This window comes from Escherichia ruysiae, assembly GCF_031323975.1.
Taxonomy (GTDB): domain Bacteria; phylum Pseudomonadota; class Gammaproteobacteria; order Enterobacterales; family Enterobacteriaceae; genus Escherichia; species Escherichia ruysiae.
In genome coordinates this window covers 4,260,521-4,276,129 of sequence record NZ_JAVIWS010000001.1, presented here as the reverse complement: position 1 = coordinate 4,276,129, position 15,609 = coordinate 4,260,521, and the positions used below count along the sequence as shown (strand labels likewise).

12 protein-coding genes, 1 tRNA gene and 2 CRISPR repeat arrays are annotated in these 15,609 nt (G+C 48.8%); of the genes, 4 read left to right on the top strand and 9 right to left on the bottom strand.

Annotated elements, in window-relative coordinates:
* Positions 1-31 precede the first annotated feature (31 nt).
* The 3 genes from aat to RGV86_RS20475 all read left to right on the top strand — a co-directional run bounded on the left by aat (position 32) and on the right by RGV86_RS20475 (position 2,400).
* The gene (gene aat, locus RGV86_RS20485; protein ID WP_309508444.1) at positions 32-736 is read left to right on the top strand and encodes a leucyl/phenylalanyl-tRNA--protein transferase; all 705 of its coding nucleotides are present in this window, start codon (positions 32-34) and stop codon (positions 734-736) included.
* Between the two features lie 284 nt (positions 737-1,020).
* Positions 1,021-1,239, top strand: coding sequence for a translation initiation factor IF-1 (gene infA, locus RGV86_RS20480; RefSeq protein WP_001040187.1), 219 nt, complete (start codon positions 1,021-1,023; stop codon positions 1,237-1,239).
* 166 nt (positions 1,240-1,405) lie between these two features.
* Positions 1,406-1,973: a CRISPR direct-repeat array (repeat unit 28 nt; unit sequence TTTCTAAGCTGCCTGTACGGCAGTGAAC).
* A 339-nt stretch (positions 1,974-2,312) separates the two neighbouring features.
* Positions 2,313-2,400: transfer RNA gene (locus RGV86_RS20475), tRNA-Ser, on the top strand.
* A gap of 237 nt (positions 2,401-2,637) precedes the next feature.
* On the opposite strand, the gene cas6f is transcribed toward RGV86_RS20475, so the two are convergent.
* The 9 genes from cas6f to RGV86_RS20430 all read right to left on the bottom strand — a co-directional run bounded on the left by cas6f (position 2,638) and on the right by RGV86_RS20430 (position 15,227).
* Positions 2,638-3,192 (bottom strand): type I-F CRISPR-associated endoribonuclease Cas6/Csy4, encoded by a 555-nt coding sequence (gene cas6f / locus RGV86_RS20470; RefSeq protein ID WP_000350180.1) that lies wholly within the window; start codon positions 3,190-3,192, stop codon positions 2,638-2,640.
* 10 nt (positions 3,193-3,202) lie between these two features.
* Positions 3,203-4,204 (bottom strand): type I-F CRISPR-associated protein Csy3, encoded by a 1,002-nt coding sequence (gene csy3 / locus RGV86_RS20465; RefSeq protein ID WP_137598423.1) that lies wholly within the window; start codon positions 4,202-4,204, stop codon positions 3,203-3,205.
* A 10-nt stretch (positions 4,205-4,214) separates the two neighbouring features.
* Entirely contained in the window at positions 4,215-5,138 is a 924-nt protein-coding gene (gene csy2 / locus RGV86_RS20460; protein ID WP_032225505.1) for a type I-F CRISPR-associated protein Csy2, read from the bottom strand.
* On the bottom strand, positions 5,135-6,442 hold the full coding sequence (csy1, locus tag RGV86_RS20455; RefSeq protein ID WP_309508445.1) for a type I-F CRISPR-associated protein Csy1: 1,308 nt from the start codon (positions 6,440-6,442) through the stop codon (positions 5,135-5,137). Before csy1 ends, csy2 begins: the two co-directional genes overlap by 4 nt.
* 328 nt (positions 6,443-6,770) lie before the next feature.
* Positions 6,771-10,004, bottom strand: a complete 3,234-nt coding sequence (gene cas3f, locus RGV86_RS20450; protein ID WP_309508446.1) for a type I-F CRISPR-associated helicase Cas3f — start codon at positions 10,002-10,004, stop codon at positions 6,771-6,773.
* Positions 10,001-10,984 (bottom strand): type I-F CRISPR-associated endonuclease Cas1f, encoded by a 984-nt coding sequence (gene cas1f, locus RGV86_RS20445; RefSeq protein ID WP_085460570.1) that lies wholly within the window; start codon positions 10,982-10,984, stop codon positions 10,001-10,003. The genes cas3f and cas1f overlap by 4 nt, the downstream gene beginning before the upstream one ends.
* Before the next feature lie 169 nt (positions 10,985-11,153).
* Positions 11,154-12,201: a CRISPR direct-repeat array (repeat unit 28 nt; unit sequence TTTCTAAGCTGCCTGTACGGCAGTGAAC).
* A gap of 225 nt (positions 12,202-12,426) precedes the next feature.
* Positions 12,427-14,703 carry an ATP-dependent Clp protease ATP-binding subunit ClpA gene (clpA, locus tag RGV86_RS20440; protein ID WP_000934072.1) on the bottom strand — a complete coding sequence of 759 codons (2,277 nt, stop codon included), beginning with the start codon at positions 14,701-14,703 and terminating at the stop codon, positions 12,427-12,429.
* Positions 14,704-14,733: 30 nt separating this feature from the next.
* Positions 14,734-15,054: an ATP-dependent Clp protease adapter ClpS gene (clpS, locus tag RGV86_RS20435; RefSeq protein ID WP_000520781.1), complete on the bottom strand. Its 321-nt coding sequence runs from the start codon at positions 15,052-15,054 to the stop codon at positions 14,734-14,736.
* Positions 15,055-15,152: 98 nt separating this feature from the next.
* On the bottom strand, positions 15,153-15,227 hold the full coding sequence (locus RGV86_RS20430) for a hypothetical protein (RefSeq protein WP_212741843.1): 75 nt from the start codon (positions 15,225-15,227) through the stop codon (positions 15,153-15,155).
* Positions 15,228-15,376: 149 nt separating this feature from the next.
* On the opposite strand from RGV86_RS20430, the gene cspD reads away from it, so the two are divergent.
* On the top strand, positions 15,377-15,601 hold the full coding sequence (gene cspD, locus RGV86_RS20425; RefSeq protein ID WP_000410785.1) for a cold shock-like protein CspD: 225 nt from the start codon (positions 15,377-15,379) through the stop codon (positions 15,599-15,601).
* Positions 15,602-15,609: the final 8 nt, after the last annotated feature.

Genomic DNA, 15,609 nt, shown 5'->3' with positions numbered 1-15,609 from the left:
GATCCGACTTGCGTAGTGGAGTTTTGCGGTCATGCGCCTGGTTCAGCTTTCTCGCCATTCAATAGCCTTCCCTTCCCCGGAAGGCGCATTACGTGAGCCTAACGGCTTGCTGGCGCTGGGGGGCGATCTAAGCCCTGCGCGTCTGTTAATGGCTTATCAACGCGGTATTTTTCCGTGGTTTTCTCCTAGCGACCCCATTCTGTGGTGGTCGCCCGATCCGCGCGCGGTATTATGGCCAGAATCACTGCATATTAGTCGCAGTATGAAACGCTTTCATAAACGCTCGCCCTATCGTGTCACAATGAATTACGCCTTTGGTCAGGTTATTGAAGGTTGTGCCAGCGATCGCGAAGAAGGAACCTGGATCACGCGCGACGTGGTTGAAGCCTACTACCGCCTGCACGAGTTGGGTCATGCCCACTCGATTGAAGTCTGGCGTGAAGACGAGCTTGTCGGCGGCATATATGGCGTGGCGCAGGGAACGTTATTTTGTGGTGAGTCGATGTTCAGCCGCATGGAAAATGCGTCCAAAACGGCGCTCCTGGTATTCTGCGAAGAATTTATCCATCACGGTGGCAAATTAATCGACTGTCAGGTGCTTAATGATCACACAGCTTCGCTTGGCGCCTGCGAAATTCCCCGCAGGGATTACCTCAATTATCTTAATCAAATGCGCCCGGAACGATTGCCGAATAACTTCTGGGTGCCACGGCAATTGTTTTCGCCTCAGAAATGAATGTTTTCGGCACATTTCTCTCCAGAGTGTTATAATTGCGGTCGCAGAGTTGGTTACGCTCATTACTCCGCTGCCGATAAGGAATTTTTCGCGTCAGGTAACGCCCATCGTTTATCTCACCGCTCCCTTATACGTTGCGCTTTTGGTGCGGCTTAGCCGTGTGTTTTCGGAGTTATGTGCCAAACCTGTTTGTTGCGATTTAGCGCGCAAATCTTTACTTATTTACAGAACTTCGGCATTATCTTGCCGGTTCAAATTACGGTAGTGATACCCCAGAGGATTAGATGGCCAAAGAAGACAATATTGAAATGCAAGGCACCGTTCTTGAAACGTTGCCTAACACCATGTTCCGCGTAGAGTTAGAAAACGGTCACGTGGTTACTGCACACATCTCCGGTAAAATGCGCAAAAACTACATCCGCATCCTGACGGGCGACAAAGTGACTGTTGAACTGACCCCGTACGACCTGAGCAAAGGCCGCATTGTCTTCCGTAGTCGCTGATTGTTTTGCCGCCTGATGGGCGAAGAGAAAGAACGAGTAAAAGGTCGGTTTAACCGGCCTTTTTTGCGTCTGGAGTTAAGGAAGAAAATAAATATTGGGTTATGGATTTTATAACTGCCTGTGCGGTAGTGAACGATGATCCGTACCGGCTACGCCGGGCTTCGGCTTTCTAAGCTGCCTGTACGGCAGTGAACCGCGTGCTGAACAGCATGATTCATGATGCACGTTTCTAAGCTGCCTGTACGGCAGTGAACTAAACGCATATCTGCATAAATTAGAGGAGCAGTTTCTAAGCTGCCTGTACGGCAGTGAACGCTCGTCGTCATAATACGCATCCTGGTTTGCCTTTCTAAGCTGCCTGTACGGCAGTGAACTTTTTCTTCATCGCTCAGGTCATCAGCGTCCATTTCTAAGCTGCCTGTACGGCAGTGAACAATGGGCTGCTATGGTTAGCAGTTTTGGTGTGTTTCTAAGCTGCCTGTACGGCAGTGAACTTTCTGCAAAGAGTGATTTGGCCGTCATGCTTTTTCTAAGCTGCCTGTACGGCAGTGAACACAGTTTAAGCCAGAACAGGCCGACTCCGAACTTTCTAAGCTGCCTGTACGGCAGTGAACACCTTCGTATGCTGCCAGCGGTAATTTTGTTCTTTCTAAGCTGCCTGTACGGCAGTGAACGACCAGTCTTGTGTTAATGCGTTTTGCTCAGCTTTCTAAGCTGCCTGTACGGCAGTGAACTGGAATAATAACAAACTATCCGATTGATTTACTGTTAAAACTTACAAAATCTCCAATTCATACCCTTTTTCGAGGCATCAAAATAGTAATAAATAAAATCAATGCGTTACATCTCACCCTGAAAAAAGGGTCGATTAGAATGTCTTCAATCTCATATTTCCAGCGTAGCTTTTGATAAATAATTGCCCAGAGCATATACATTCACAATCCTGGACGGATGAACCGCATGAACAATGCATAACCAAACAAACCAATCTAAATAAATTCTTCTTGACCGTTTTACTCCAACTCCCTATAGTAGCGCCCCGTTGCCCCCATGAGGTCAGGCAACAAAAATTTGGTGAGGTGTCCGAGTGGCTGAAGGAGCACGCCTGGAAAGTGTGTATACGGCAACGTATCCGGGGTTCGAATCCCCGCCTCACCGCCATATTTTAAGAAGAGCTCGTACGAAAGTACGGGCTTTTTTTTCGCATATAGATGGCTTCGTATACCTCCCAGCTCAATAACTCTCTCTCCAGGAAATGGTTTAGCAATAAAACTTTTTTAGCAAAGAAAACAACATCCCGGATATGAACAATTAATATCCAACACATCTTCTCAACGGCCAGGCCACACTAAAAAAAAGCCCAGCCGCACGGCCAGGCATCTTAATAATTGCAAAACATCAAAACCAGGGTATGGTTGCTGTTGCGCTTAATCCATAACTACTGAATTCCCCTTTAACCGGTTCTGCGCGCAAATCACCGTGCTGGATAAACAACTTGAACTGTTGCTGACTCGACAAACTCTTCATATTAAGAAAAGGTAAATCGGTCCGCTGTTCAGCTTGCGTCGCCAGTCGCTCAATCGCCTGTTCTTCAGTAAGCCAGCCTTTTTTCACTGAACGCCTTAACAGACGCTGTGGGTTACTTTTAACCTGCACACGACTTACCACTCGCCAGCCCTTTATTTCTGGAATGGGAGTGACAGGCGAACATTGGCAATAATCCGTAAGCCCTTTACGCCACGTTGAGTCTTCAAGCTCCTGCAATGCCGGGGCGCTACCATGTAAGCGTAAGCGCGCTCCTGGCGTAACGTTTATGTCCGGGAAACTCACGCCGATATCACCTTGCCCTCTTGCACCCAATGTCCGGTGCAATTTGGCAAATAACGCCGCCATCAACATTTCACTCGAAAATTCAGGATCGGGCAGAACACGGATCTCAAGATAGTGATCCATTGACAGCTCCTTATTCCGCTTTCTCACCAAAAACACCACCACGAATCAAGACAGCCATCACGTAGTGCTGCTGATCAACTTCCGGTTTGACGCCTTTAGTCACCCAATTATCCAGTAAGGTATAAAAATCGAGTTTTTCTTTTGGCTGACGACAAGCGACACCGCGACTGGTTACAGAACCATAAGGTTCCACAGCGATAGCTCCCAACTCATCAACCTTCGGATGCCAGGTATCAATGGTACGTAAAGCGTTGCCAATTTTTTGGGAGTGAATACCGGCAATGCCTGCAACCTGGTACAACACACGACTTTTGCTACTGTTACTGTCGAGCACCAGTTCCTGTGATGGGAAGACTTCTTGCCCGGCACCGAGGCGAACCTGTGCCTCAACCGTAAGCATGACCCACTCTTTTCCGCTTAATCCTTGTTCAATCGTTGCCGCCAGTTCTGTGACGCTACTCTGGCCTTGATCAAATTGACGTAAGGAGAAGTCATGGCTGTTAAAAGTCCAGGACGAATCATTAGCAGTAACTTTCACCTGGATCTGCTCAGCACCAATGCGGTTGCGCCACAAAAAACGACCATTTGCCAGATTCAGCGCATAGCGTAACGCCAGCTCTTTAAAGCCATGCTCGCTGATGTAACCTTCAATGACCTCAGAAAGCGCCTCCTGATAGGCCATATCATTACATACTGAAGGTGAAGATAAATTACCCAGCACTCGCAGCGTAAACACCACTTTTAGCGTATCTGCATCTACCGGAAGCGAAGCCACATCCACCCGTTGTAGGTTGGCTTTTTGGATTTCAGCATCCAGTTTGGTGGGATCGCTGGTAATCGTGTTCTTCAGGCGATTAGAGATGGTTCCACGAACCGCTTTCTCCTGAATCTCAATAGGTTGCCATTCATTTCCTTGCCAGTTACCGGCATACATCACCGCGTCGGATGTTGCCAGTTTGCGTTCAAATGCCAGTACCGATGCTGTTTTTATTGCTACAGGAGCCTTTGCCATAATTATGTCCTTATTCTGAATCGTCATCTTCATGAGTTATAGGGTCGTCAACGAGTGGTATTGCCGAGCAATAGTATCCAGTGTCCGTTGTACGGTAGCGCCACATCAGCGGTTGCAGGTCAGTGATGCGATGTAATCCGCGCCATTCACCAATCCCATAAACGGCTTCGGCAAAAGCAAATGGCGTCACGGTGTCGCGCGCATTTTCAACTTCACCAGAGGCGTACACAGGAGAAATACGTTGGTAACCACACATTAATGGCACGAGGAAACCGGGCATTGGCTTCGGCTGGTATGTCCATTGTGCGGTATTGTCTTCAGCCGGGGATTCGGCCTGATATTTAATGGCGGCGAAATCGAGCCAGGCATCAAGCAACGATATGTCAGGATGTTGTTGGTGATGTTCAGCCAGCCATTCGCTGCGATCGTAAAGCGCGTAACCCGGCATTAAACGCCAGATGATTTTACGCAGTTGCTTTTCATCTTCTGGTGCATGAAAAAGCTGCGGATCGCGCATACTGACAATGCTGCCACCCGCCAGTTTATGGCTCTGGCAAAGCATTTTCAGATGGTCACACAGGGCTTTTCTACCGTATTCACCATTAGTAATTTCGCCATTACATTCAACAAGTAGAGAAACCGTCAGGTGCATACGCCCCTCTTCATTGAACGAGGCAGTTTTACCTTCTTTGGTTAATGGGTTACGGGTGAGAGCAAACTGAAAATCGCGCCCGGAACTGTACGCCTGAATATGCTGTTCATGGCTAACGACTGCGCAACCGGCAAAACTTACGCCAAATTCATCCACCACTTTGCGAGAAAGCGCATGAACATAGCCGAGAAAATGGGTCATCGCCGGGAATCCCCAGGTCAACCCGGAAACGGCGTTAGCGTTTTCTATGCGTATATGGGGTAACAAGAGCAGATAACTCATTTCAGCGCCTCCTGCAAAACGGCTTCCATTTCACGCATCCGTTGAGTGAACAGGGACTGACTACGCCACTCTCTTTGCTCGACGGCTCCCACATCGAAACTTGCTTTTTTCAGGCGATAGTTCAGCCAGCGCGCGAAGTCATCAGCGACTATCCTCTGCCAGTCGTTTTTCTCACGCTCCAGTTTGAAAGCCTCATCTGACAAGCTTCGCCACGGGTCCAGCCAAAGCTGCTGGTGACGAGGTAATTCTGGTGATTGTGCTGACCACCCCTGCCATTTTTCTTGCTGAAAAGAGGATGCCTGCATGAACAGCAAATCTATCAACTCATCAATATATTTCGCGCGCGCAGTACGAATATGAACATTGTTTATGTCAACTTTCAGTAAGTAGGTCATCCGGGCGATAGTGCCCGAAGCTGAGCGATTGAAATAACCGCGTAAGGCAAAAATACTGCGCATGTTTTGTGGTGCGCGCTCCTGCGTCGTCCAGGTGGGGGGCATTGATGGCAACAACCAGACGCGTCCAACTCTGGCACTGTTTAGCAGGGAGATATTCTGTTGATTTCCACCTCCATAATACATCTCAGCAAGATTAGGGAAACGAATATCTGGCTGTGAGTGCCATTTACCTGCCTTGTGCGCATCGCGAATGGCTTTTGATTCCTCGCTAAAGCGCACAGCGGTTAGCTTTTCATACATTGCCTGCGCCAGTGAGCTGGAAAACAGCGGGCATAACAGGTGATAACCATCATCCACAGGGAAATAGATTTGCTTCGATAGTTTGTGCGCTTTTATCCACTCCGATGCATATGCTTGACTAAAGCATTCAACCCATTGTTTTAGTTGTTCATCATCCAACGCAAAGGCATTTAATGATTGATAATCGCCACGTTTTAAGCTGGCGAGTAACGAATCTCCGTGAACATCTGTTAGGAGTATTTTTGCAACATCATAAAATGCAGCGTTGCCTTCAGCATCCTCTTTAATAATTGCCAGTGATGCTGTATTTAAATATCCCTCGCTGACGAATTTCTCCAAATAACGTCCATATGCTTTGGAGTCACCATTACTATATTTTGCCCCGTGGGAGATTATCCTTATAGAACGAACACGCTTCGCCGCATCCGTTAACCAGTTACGAGGCAGGTAGCGTGCTTCAAGTTCCTGCCGTTCCTGAGCGATGGCGCTGGCATCATCGCTCTGCTCCAGCCTCTTTGCTGCTTCTTTTTCAAAAGCATCGATTTTGGGTTGCCTTCGCGAAGCGATGTAATCAGTAATAAATTGTATTAGCGCCGTTTTTTCCATCTCGGCTCCTTTCGTTAATCCATCAAATTAAAGTTGTTCCCTAACTTCACTGAAAAATCTCCGTAGCTCAACATGGCTTCAGTACAACGACGCATACAGCAAAAGGGACAACACCCGTGGTGATAATCATGGATAGTTCACCTAGATGTATCTACGCATTAATCTAGCTAAACCCAATGCAATAAACCAAAGTTATATTACCATGCATAAATCATTTGAAACATAATAGTTGCGAGATTAATATTCACGCACTGCCGTTGGCAGCTTAGAAATAGATGTATCTCCGGATACGGACTTGTAAACTGCCGTACAGGCAGCTCGCGCCCCTTCACGGGGCGCGAAACACCCCTAACCATGGGTGATAATGCCAGCCGTTGAGCGCATCTTCGTCACAGACGGGTACTCTCACTTCAGCAAACCTTTCCCCGACACGATTAATCTCACAACTGTGCTCAACAGCCAGATCCAACAAAACTTGTTGGTAATCCATCATGCCCCAGCAAGCAACGCCGCTGGCGCATATCACGTCTTCTCGTTTGAAATTCCCCTGCTCTTTACGCTCGTTGTCGCCCATGCGGGAATAGAAACTCGCTTTACTTTCTTCGTCATCCATATGCAGAAAAAACACCGCTTCCGGTAACGACGAATAACGAAAAGGCGTCTGGCGCTGCATCCAGCCGTTCCAGCTTAGCGGTGCGCGCCACCATTGCGCAGCTACCACATGTTTGCTTTTACTACTCATCAACTCGGTGAATAAACGACTATGCTCAAGTTCCGCCAGTTTATTTTCATTATTGGCAGGTAAGATCCGTGGTAAGGCATTAATCGTCCGGTAGTCCGTGAGTGGTATCAGCTCGCAAATATCATGGCTATTCAGCACGCGATCTTTTGTTTCGAAACCCGGTTTACAAAATGCGGGGCATTTTTTCTGCAATGCTTTGATATTGCTCCGCAAAATAACCAGATTCTCACTGGTTGGCACATTTCTGCGGTGGCGTTGAATACGTCCGGCAAATTGAATAATCGAACGCATAGAACTCGGTTCAATAATTCCCCAGTCCGCATCCCAGTCACGCCCCACTTCTATAACTGATGTGCCCAACACCACAAAAATATGGTGCGATTCCGGACTTTTATGTAAGGCTTCAGCGATATCCTCGTTTTTCCAGAAATCATCTTCTCTATGACGAGTAAAAGCGCGATCCAGCCGCTTCTCAATATTTGAACGTACCGCCAGCGGATGTCGGGAGTGGTAAACGCAATAATGAATGCAGACATCTTCTGGTGAAGGAATGGTAATCAGAGCTTTGGCCACCGCGACCAGAGAATTAATATTGGCGAAGCGCACCAGACCCAGCGAAACAGTTTTGCCGCTTTCGTGTTGCTGGCGATGCGCCTGATGCAACTTCAACATTTGCTCATGTACCGTCTGAGCCACGCTTTCGATAACATCCTGAGTCGCGCTTGATGGGGATGAAATCGAAGCTATACGCCCGAAATGCAGTCGTTCTTTTTCAGCCAACATTAACGCTCGTCGCGCAACAAACTTTTTGTGCGTCTCACGAAAAGTAGCGCCATCACCAATTTGTGTGGCATCGGCATCTTTTTCATCAAACCAGGCACAGCAGATATTGACGGGTCTGCCGTTCGTGCCGCATGACGCCTGCCACATTTTGCGCCCGGCAAGATAAGCCGCGAACAGAGCCTGAATCAAATCTGGCGGCAACGTCGCGGAAGAAAGTAATACCCGCGTTCCCAACATTCCGGCCCAGTTCATCAGACGACATACTGCATAGAGATCGGCAATATCAAAATCGTCAGGTTCGTCGAGCACTAAATCACTGGTTAACAGACGCAACATCGCCGGAAGCTGTTTCCCGCCACGCACACCTTCGGTCGCGGAAATAAGATGATCAATCGTTGCTACCAGAATCGGTGCGCTTACTAACTCCTTAAGTTTGCTGTCATCCTTCAACCATTTTTCCAGCGCCCCGGTATGAAGACTGCCTTCGTATTTAACAAACTGTTGCTCCTCTGCCAGCGACTCTTGCGAAGCACTTCCACAATCATTGTCTGTTTTTTCCTGCTGCCAGAGTTGTTTGACTGCCGCCGAACCAATCAGTACAGCCAGCTCATCCTCACCGAGTCCAAGCCGGCTGCGCAGAGCATCACCCGTTTGTAAAGTCAGCGTACGTAATCCCAATGCGATGGTAAAGCGACACCCTTCACGCTCATCAGCAAGCGCATACATAATTCGGGCGTTAGCAAAGGTTTTACCGCCCCCCGTCGAGGCCATATTGACACCGAAAAAACCATCTTCCCGACTGCGTTCACGTAACGCACGCGCCACATCCCAGGCTTTGTCCTGCCAGCGATATTTCGCATCTGTAGCTCGCTGGTTAAAACCTTTATGTCGGGCAATTGCCGGAAGCGATGCCCGTGTGTGCATCAGTTGCCGCCCAAGCAAATACGCATGATGCGCGACGCCCACAAGATGCTCATCTACCCGTTGTTTGAGCGTGCCGCTCTGCCGATCGCTATTTGCCCAGACGATATAATTCGGATCTTGCCATTTTTGCTGCGCGTCGTTAGATGAATAGTAGTGATCGGCAAGCATCAGGCAAAAACGCGCCATATGTAATGGAAACAGTTGCTCCATCAGCCCCCATTCCTTTAAACCGACAGCGTTACGCGCCCGACGGGCAATCTGACGCGCTTTTTCTCGCCAGCTCGCGCTTTGAAGCGGAGTGCCTGCCGGAAACTGCCAGACTTGCTCGAAATCCTGAGGTGACCAGTCATTCTTACGGTGGTTAACGGCATTCCAGTCAGCATTGAGTTGCTTCTCCAGCCAACTTTCACAGCCTTTGCATGATTGTTCCGGTTGTGGCGAAAGATTCTCCGGCATTCGATGATGGGAAAGGATCAACCAGCCTACCGTTTTGGCGAGTGGTTGCAGCGAACTGAATGGACTATTGGAAAAATGAGGCGTGTCCTTTTGCAGGCGCTCAAGAATCGCGGTTTCATCATCTGCCGTTAATTCCCCAAGTTTTTCCAGCCACACATCATCTGACTGCTTACCGACAAAAGCCTGAAAAAGCCGCAGCGAAATCCACTCATGCCGGTAAGGTTGATAACTTCGTGCACTCTTTTTGGTCAGGCTTTGCTGAAAGCTGCGTCCTGCTTTACCAAAATCATGAAATAACCCAGCAATAGCCGCCAGCAGCGCAATGCTTTCCGCGCACTGCCAGCGATGTTCTTCTTTGTTCACCAGGCTGGTTTGCGTTGTTCGATTTGTGGGAACGCGGCCTTGATCATTAAAGCGACGAATATTGCCGACAATCCACATCAGCTCCGTTTGCCCATTCTTCTTCAGCCAGTGACAAGCAACCGCTGTGTTTCGTCTTGCCGTTTTGCGCAGTAAACGGCGTAAAGTGTTAACACCTTCCTGAGTAATCACCGTTTGCCATGCGGCATCACCTGTGCGTTCGGCAAACTGATCAATAATACGGCAACTCTCAACACGAGCATTTTTTGTGCATCGCGAAATAATCAGGACGTTCATTGGTCACCCTTAGCCAGTGCCTGAGCCGTTTCCTGCAGAGAGGTGATCATGACATCCAGCGCATCCGCTTGTTGAAAGATATTGATGCAGCGTTGACGAAACTCCTGAGCATTCTCTCCCGCCATTGCGGCGATAAATGCTTGTGGCATAACAAGGGCATCTTTAATCAGATCGGCAAGGTCAAAAACAAGCCCACCGCGACGTGTTTTACCGTGCATTACCGCTAAACCGTGGGGAATACCTGTTACCCACGCCGCCACTGCCGCCAGGCCATAGGCCAGATAATTCCCTTGATCGAGGAAACGGTTGGCCATATCAATCCCACCGCCCCGTTTTGCGCGGGTGAAATCGCCATAGCCCACTGTTTGACTGACCATTTTGTATAACGCCCTGGTCATTTTGGCTTCTACGAGCATAAGCTGCGTATGGTTTTCTGCCGCGTCTATTTCTTCGCGAGTACGATTTATCAAGGTCTGGAGCACGCTGGTATCAGGTTGAAATGCGTGTTCACGCTGCATTTTCGCGCTGGTCCAGTGCTTATCAATATGTGTCAGGCGGATTAACTGAAAACGTTTCGCGGCGGCAAGTCGTTTGTCTTCAATAAACCAGAAAGAAACCCATTGCTGAAGGTACTCGGTAGGACGATATTCGCTTTGTGGGCTGAGCCAGGAGACATCAACATCTACTTCATTGGCGGAGTAAAGCGGTGTGCCATCCGTACCACAAAATCCTACCATCACCCCCGCATGGGCAAATTCACGCATCGCCGCCTGGGTAACGGAAGTTCCCATCCCCAACATCAACGCCGTGGTATTCGCAATAGGGATATTCCAGTAGTACGACTCCTTACCTTCACTGGTAACATATTCCACTCGCCCACCATTCACCTGCACCCGGCATTTTTCCAGATAATAAATATTGGCGCGTTTGGAGTGGAGAATAGTTTTGAGGTCAGAAGGAGTAAGGTAATTTGAAGACATAAACACATCCTGTGATTATTTTTGTTTTAAGGCGTTAGGATTAGTACAACATTGATTTCTGTGCAGGAAATTGATTTCTGTCGCAATTATTACAATTGTTATTGTGTGCTAAGGCTAATGTTTTGACGTTGAGAGCATCATGATATGACCAAACGTCTACCATTACGTATTGTGAAACTGCCTGTACGGCAGTGAACAATCTTCCGCTTCTCTCCACCAGAGAGTGTCTTTTCTAAGCTGCCTGTACGGCAGTGAACTTCGATAACGCATCGAGCAGGAACGACGACCCTTTCTAAGCTGCCTGTACGGCAGTGAACCTCATTAGCGCGCGTTCGCGAGCGATTAATGATTTCTAAGCTGCCTGTACGGCAGTGAACTATCGTGGGCGCGGACAGGGTAACCGCATCGCTTTCTAAGCTGCCTGTACGGCAGTGAACAACGAGCTGCCCGTCGAAGACCAGGAATCCCCTTTCTAAGCTGCCTGTACGGCAGTGAACTGATGTATCGCTGTTCATGCCAGAAATTAACATTTCTAAGCTGCCTGTACGGCAGTGAACGGCGATAACTCAAAATGTCCGAATTACTACACTTTCTAAGCTGCCTGTACGGCAGTGAACATAAGCTACCCATGTGAAGCCGCACCATTTCTTTTCTAAGCTGCCTGTACGGCAGTGAACACGGAAGGGTATGTGACGGAGCATATTTCTCATTTCTAAGCTGCCTGTACGGCAGTGAACTATTCAGTCACAATGAAATAGCGTTCGTTGTCTTTCTAAGCTGCCTGTACGGCAGTGAACGAGCCAGACCTGCAACCGCCGGTAGCCAGAGCTTTCTAAGCTGCCTGTACGGCAGTGAACGCAACCACCGTTGATCTCGCAGATATTCAATCTTTCTAAGCTGCCTGTACGGCAGTGAACGCTAAAAAATACAAATTAGCAATAGATTCCGATTTCTAAGCTGCCTGTACGGCAGTGAACTCAGTCGAAACTTCATCAGCAAGAATATTTTCTTTCTAAGCTGCCTGTACGGCAGTGAACTAACATGCCTTTCAAACAGCTATTTATCTACATTTCTAAGCTGCCTGTACGGCAGTGAACCAGGAGAATAAGACACTGGTATTTCAGGTCCGTTTCTAAGCTGCCTGTACGGCAGTGAACAGGATGGTAAAGAGAAGATCGGTCAGGACGTATTTCTAAGCTGCCTGTACGGCAGTGAACTCAAATACTACACGTTTAGCCCGTTGTTAATAAAGTAAAACTATCCAATTTCCCTGCTGCCACCCTTTTTTATCCTTGCCTTCCAGCAGCGTTAATTATCAATAAGTTACAGCAACCATAGAAATTAGGGTTACAACCGCCCTCACCTCACAAACAAAAAAGTCCGTAACCCCATACAGGATTACGGACTTTATCAACCTACTTAAAAGGCTTTACACCATCAGATTAATGCGCTGCTTCCGCCTTGTGCTTTTGCGCACTCTGGAACCCGTAGGTCAGCTCATTTTTCTCTTTATCCAGTGCAACAGTGACCTGGCCGCCGTCCACCAGCGAGCCAAACAGCAGTTCGTTAGCGAGCGGTTTTTTCAGGTTGTCCTGAATGACGCGAGCCATCGGACGTGCACCCATTGCCCGGTCGTAACCTTTCTCGGCCAGCCAGTTACGTGCTTCCTGACTCACTTCCAGAGAAACACCTTTTTGATCCAACTGAACCTGCAACTCGACGATGAATTTATCCACCACCTGATGGATTACGTCGGTTGACAGATGATCGAACCAGATAATGTTGTCGAGACGGTTACGGAACTCTGGCGTAAAGATCTTCTTGATCTCTTCCATCGCATCGGTGCTGTTATCCTGGTGGATAAGGCCAATAGATTTGCGCTCGGTTTCACGTACCCCGGCGTTGGTGGTCATCACCAGCACCACGTTACGGAAATCTGCCTTGCGTCCGTTGTTATCGGTCAGCGTGCCGTTGTCCATCACCTGCAACAGAATGTTGAATACGTCCGGATGCGCTTTCTCGATTTCGTCCAGCAGCAGCACCGCGTGCGGATGTTTGATCACCGCATCGGTCAGCAGACCACCCTGATCAAAACCAACGTATCCCGGAGGTGCACCAATCAGGCGGCTGACGGTATGACGCTCCATATACTCGGACATATCAAAGCGTAAAAGCTCAATGCCCAGGGCTTTGGAAAGCTGTACCGTCACCTCGGTTTTCCCGACCCCAGTTGGACCAGCAAACAGGAACGAACCGACCGGTTTATGTTCGTGGCCTAAACCCGCACGCGCCATCTTGATAGCCTCAGTCAGCGCCTCAATGGCTTTATCCTGACCGAAGACCAGCATTTTCAGGCGATCACCGAGGTTTCTCAGCGTATCGCGGTCACTCTGAGAAACGCTCTTCTCTGGAATACGCGCAATACGGGCTACCACGGACTCAATATCCGCCACATTGACCGTTTTCTTGCGCTTGCTTACCGGCATCAGGCGTGCGCGAGCGCCCGCTTCGTCGATAACGTCAATCGCTTTATCCGGCAGATGACGATCGTTTATGTATTTCACCGCCAGCTCTACCGCCGCACGCACCGCTTTCGCGGTATAACGCACGTCGTGGTGCGCTTCGTACTTCGGTTTCAGGCCGTTGATGATTTGAACAGTTTCTTCGATCGACGGTTCAGTAATATCAATTTTCTGGAAGCGACGCGCCAAAGCACGGTCTTTCTCGAAAATGTTGCTGAACTCCTGATAGGTTGTCGAACCAATTACGCGAATTTTACCGCTGGAGAGCAACGGTTTGATCAGGTTAGCTGCATCCACCTGACCGCCAGAGGCTGCACCTGCGCCGATGATGGTGTGGATCTCATCAATAAACAGGATGCTGTTTGTATCCTGCTCAAGTTGTTTAAGCAATGCTTTGAAACGTTTTTCAAAGTCGCCGCGATATTTGGTGCCCGCTAACAGAGAACCGATATCGAGGGAGTAAATCGTACAGTCAGCCATCACTTCCGGTACATCGCCCTGAACAATACGCCAGGCAAGACCTTCCGCAATGGCGGTTTTACCGACGCCAGACTCCCCGACCAGCAGCGGGTTGTTTTTACGGCGGCGACAGAGAACCTGAATGGCGCGCTCCAGTTCCTTCTCACGACCAATCAGCGGGTCGATTCCTCCCACGCGTGCAAGCTGGTTCAGGTTAGTCGTGAAATTCTCCATACGGTCCTCCCCACCAGCTTGTTCTTCACTGCTCGGCTGGTTTCCTGGTTCAGAAGACTGAGATGGCTCGTCTTTACGCGTGCCATGAGAAATAAAGTTCACCACATCGAGACGGCTGACTTCATGTTTGCGCAACAGATACGCCGCCTGTGACTCCTGTTCGCTAAAGATAGCAACCAGAACATTCGCACCGGTAACCTCACTGCGACCGGAGGACTGAACATGGAAGACCGCACGTTGCAGTACACGCTGAAAACTCAGCGTCGGCTGTGTGTCGCGCTCCTCTTCACTGGCAGGCAGAACGGGTGTGGTTTGTTCAATAAAGGCTTCCAGTTCCTGACGGAGCGCCACCAGATCCACGGAACATGCTTCCAGCGCCTCCCGAGCAGACGGATTACTGAGCAATGCCAGTAACAAGTGCTCGACGGTCATAAACTCATGACGGTGCTCGCGCGCTCTGGCGAAAGCCATGTTTAAACTGAGTTCCAGTTCTTGATTGAGCATAGGCACCTCCCCCAATTTTTATGCCTGCATTCAGGCTTTTTCCAGCGTACACAGCAATGGATGCTCGTTCTCCCTCGCGTACTTGTTCACCATCGCCACTTTGGTTTCTGCAACCTCGGCGGTAAAGACTCCGCAAATGGCCTTCCCCTGGTAGTGAACAGCGAGCATCAATTGCGTTGCACGTTCTACATCATAAGAAAAGAATTTTTGTAACACGTCAATAACAAACTCCATCGGAGTGTAATCATCATTGACTAATATCACTTTATACATAGATGGCGGTTTTAGCGCGTCACGCACTTTTTCTTCCGCCAGTTGATCAAAGTCCAGCCAGTCGTTCGTTTTACCCATTGTCAGTTATCATCTTCGGTTACGGTTATCGGCAGAACGCTCTGCCGCTGACAAGAGCTTATTTGCCTGACCAATCTACTCCACATAATAGATAAGTATCATCTATCGTTGGCATCAGCGACATCAGTCACGTTACTGTCAATAGCGTTAACTGCTTCAAATTTTTGATGCATACCTACCCCCTGGCCCCTGTCAAACGCTTGACGACTCGCCCTATTTCTCTAAATTGTATTTCTAGAGTTGGCGAGGTTTTGAACTGCCCCCTCTCTGACCCCGGTTTATTCCATCTTACTTGTATAAGATTTGCGAAGGATGTCGAAGCATGGAAAAGGGTACTGTTAAGTGGTTCAACAATGCCAAAGGGTTTGGTTTCATCTGCCCTGAAGGCGGCGGCGAAGATATTTTCGCTCATTATTCCACCATCCAGATGGATGGTTACAGAACGCTAAAAGCTGGGCAATCCGTTCAGTTTGATGTCCACCAGGGGCCAAAAGGCAATCATGCCAGTGTTATTGTGCCCGTCGAAGTAGAAGCGGCAGTCGCATAGCTCTTCTG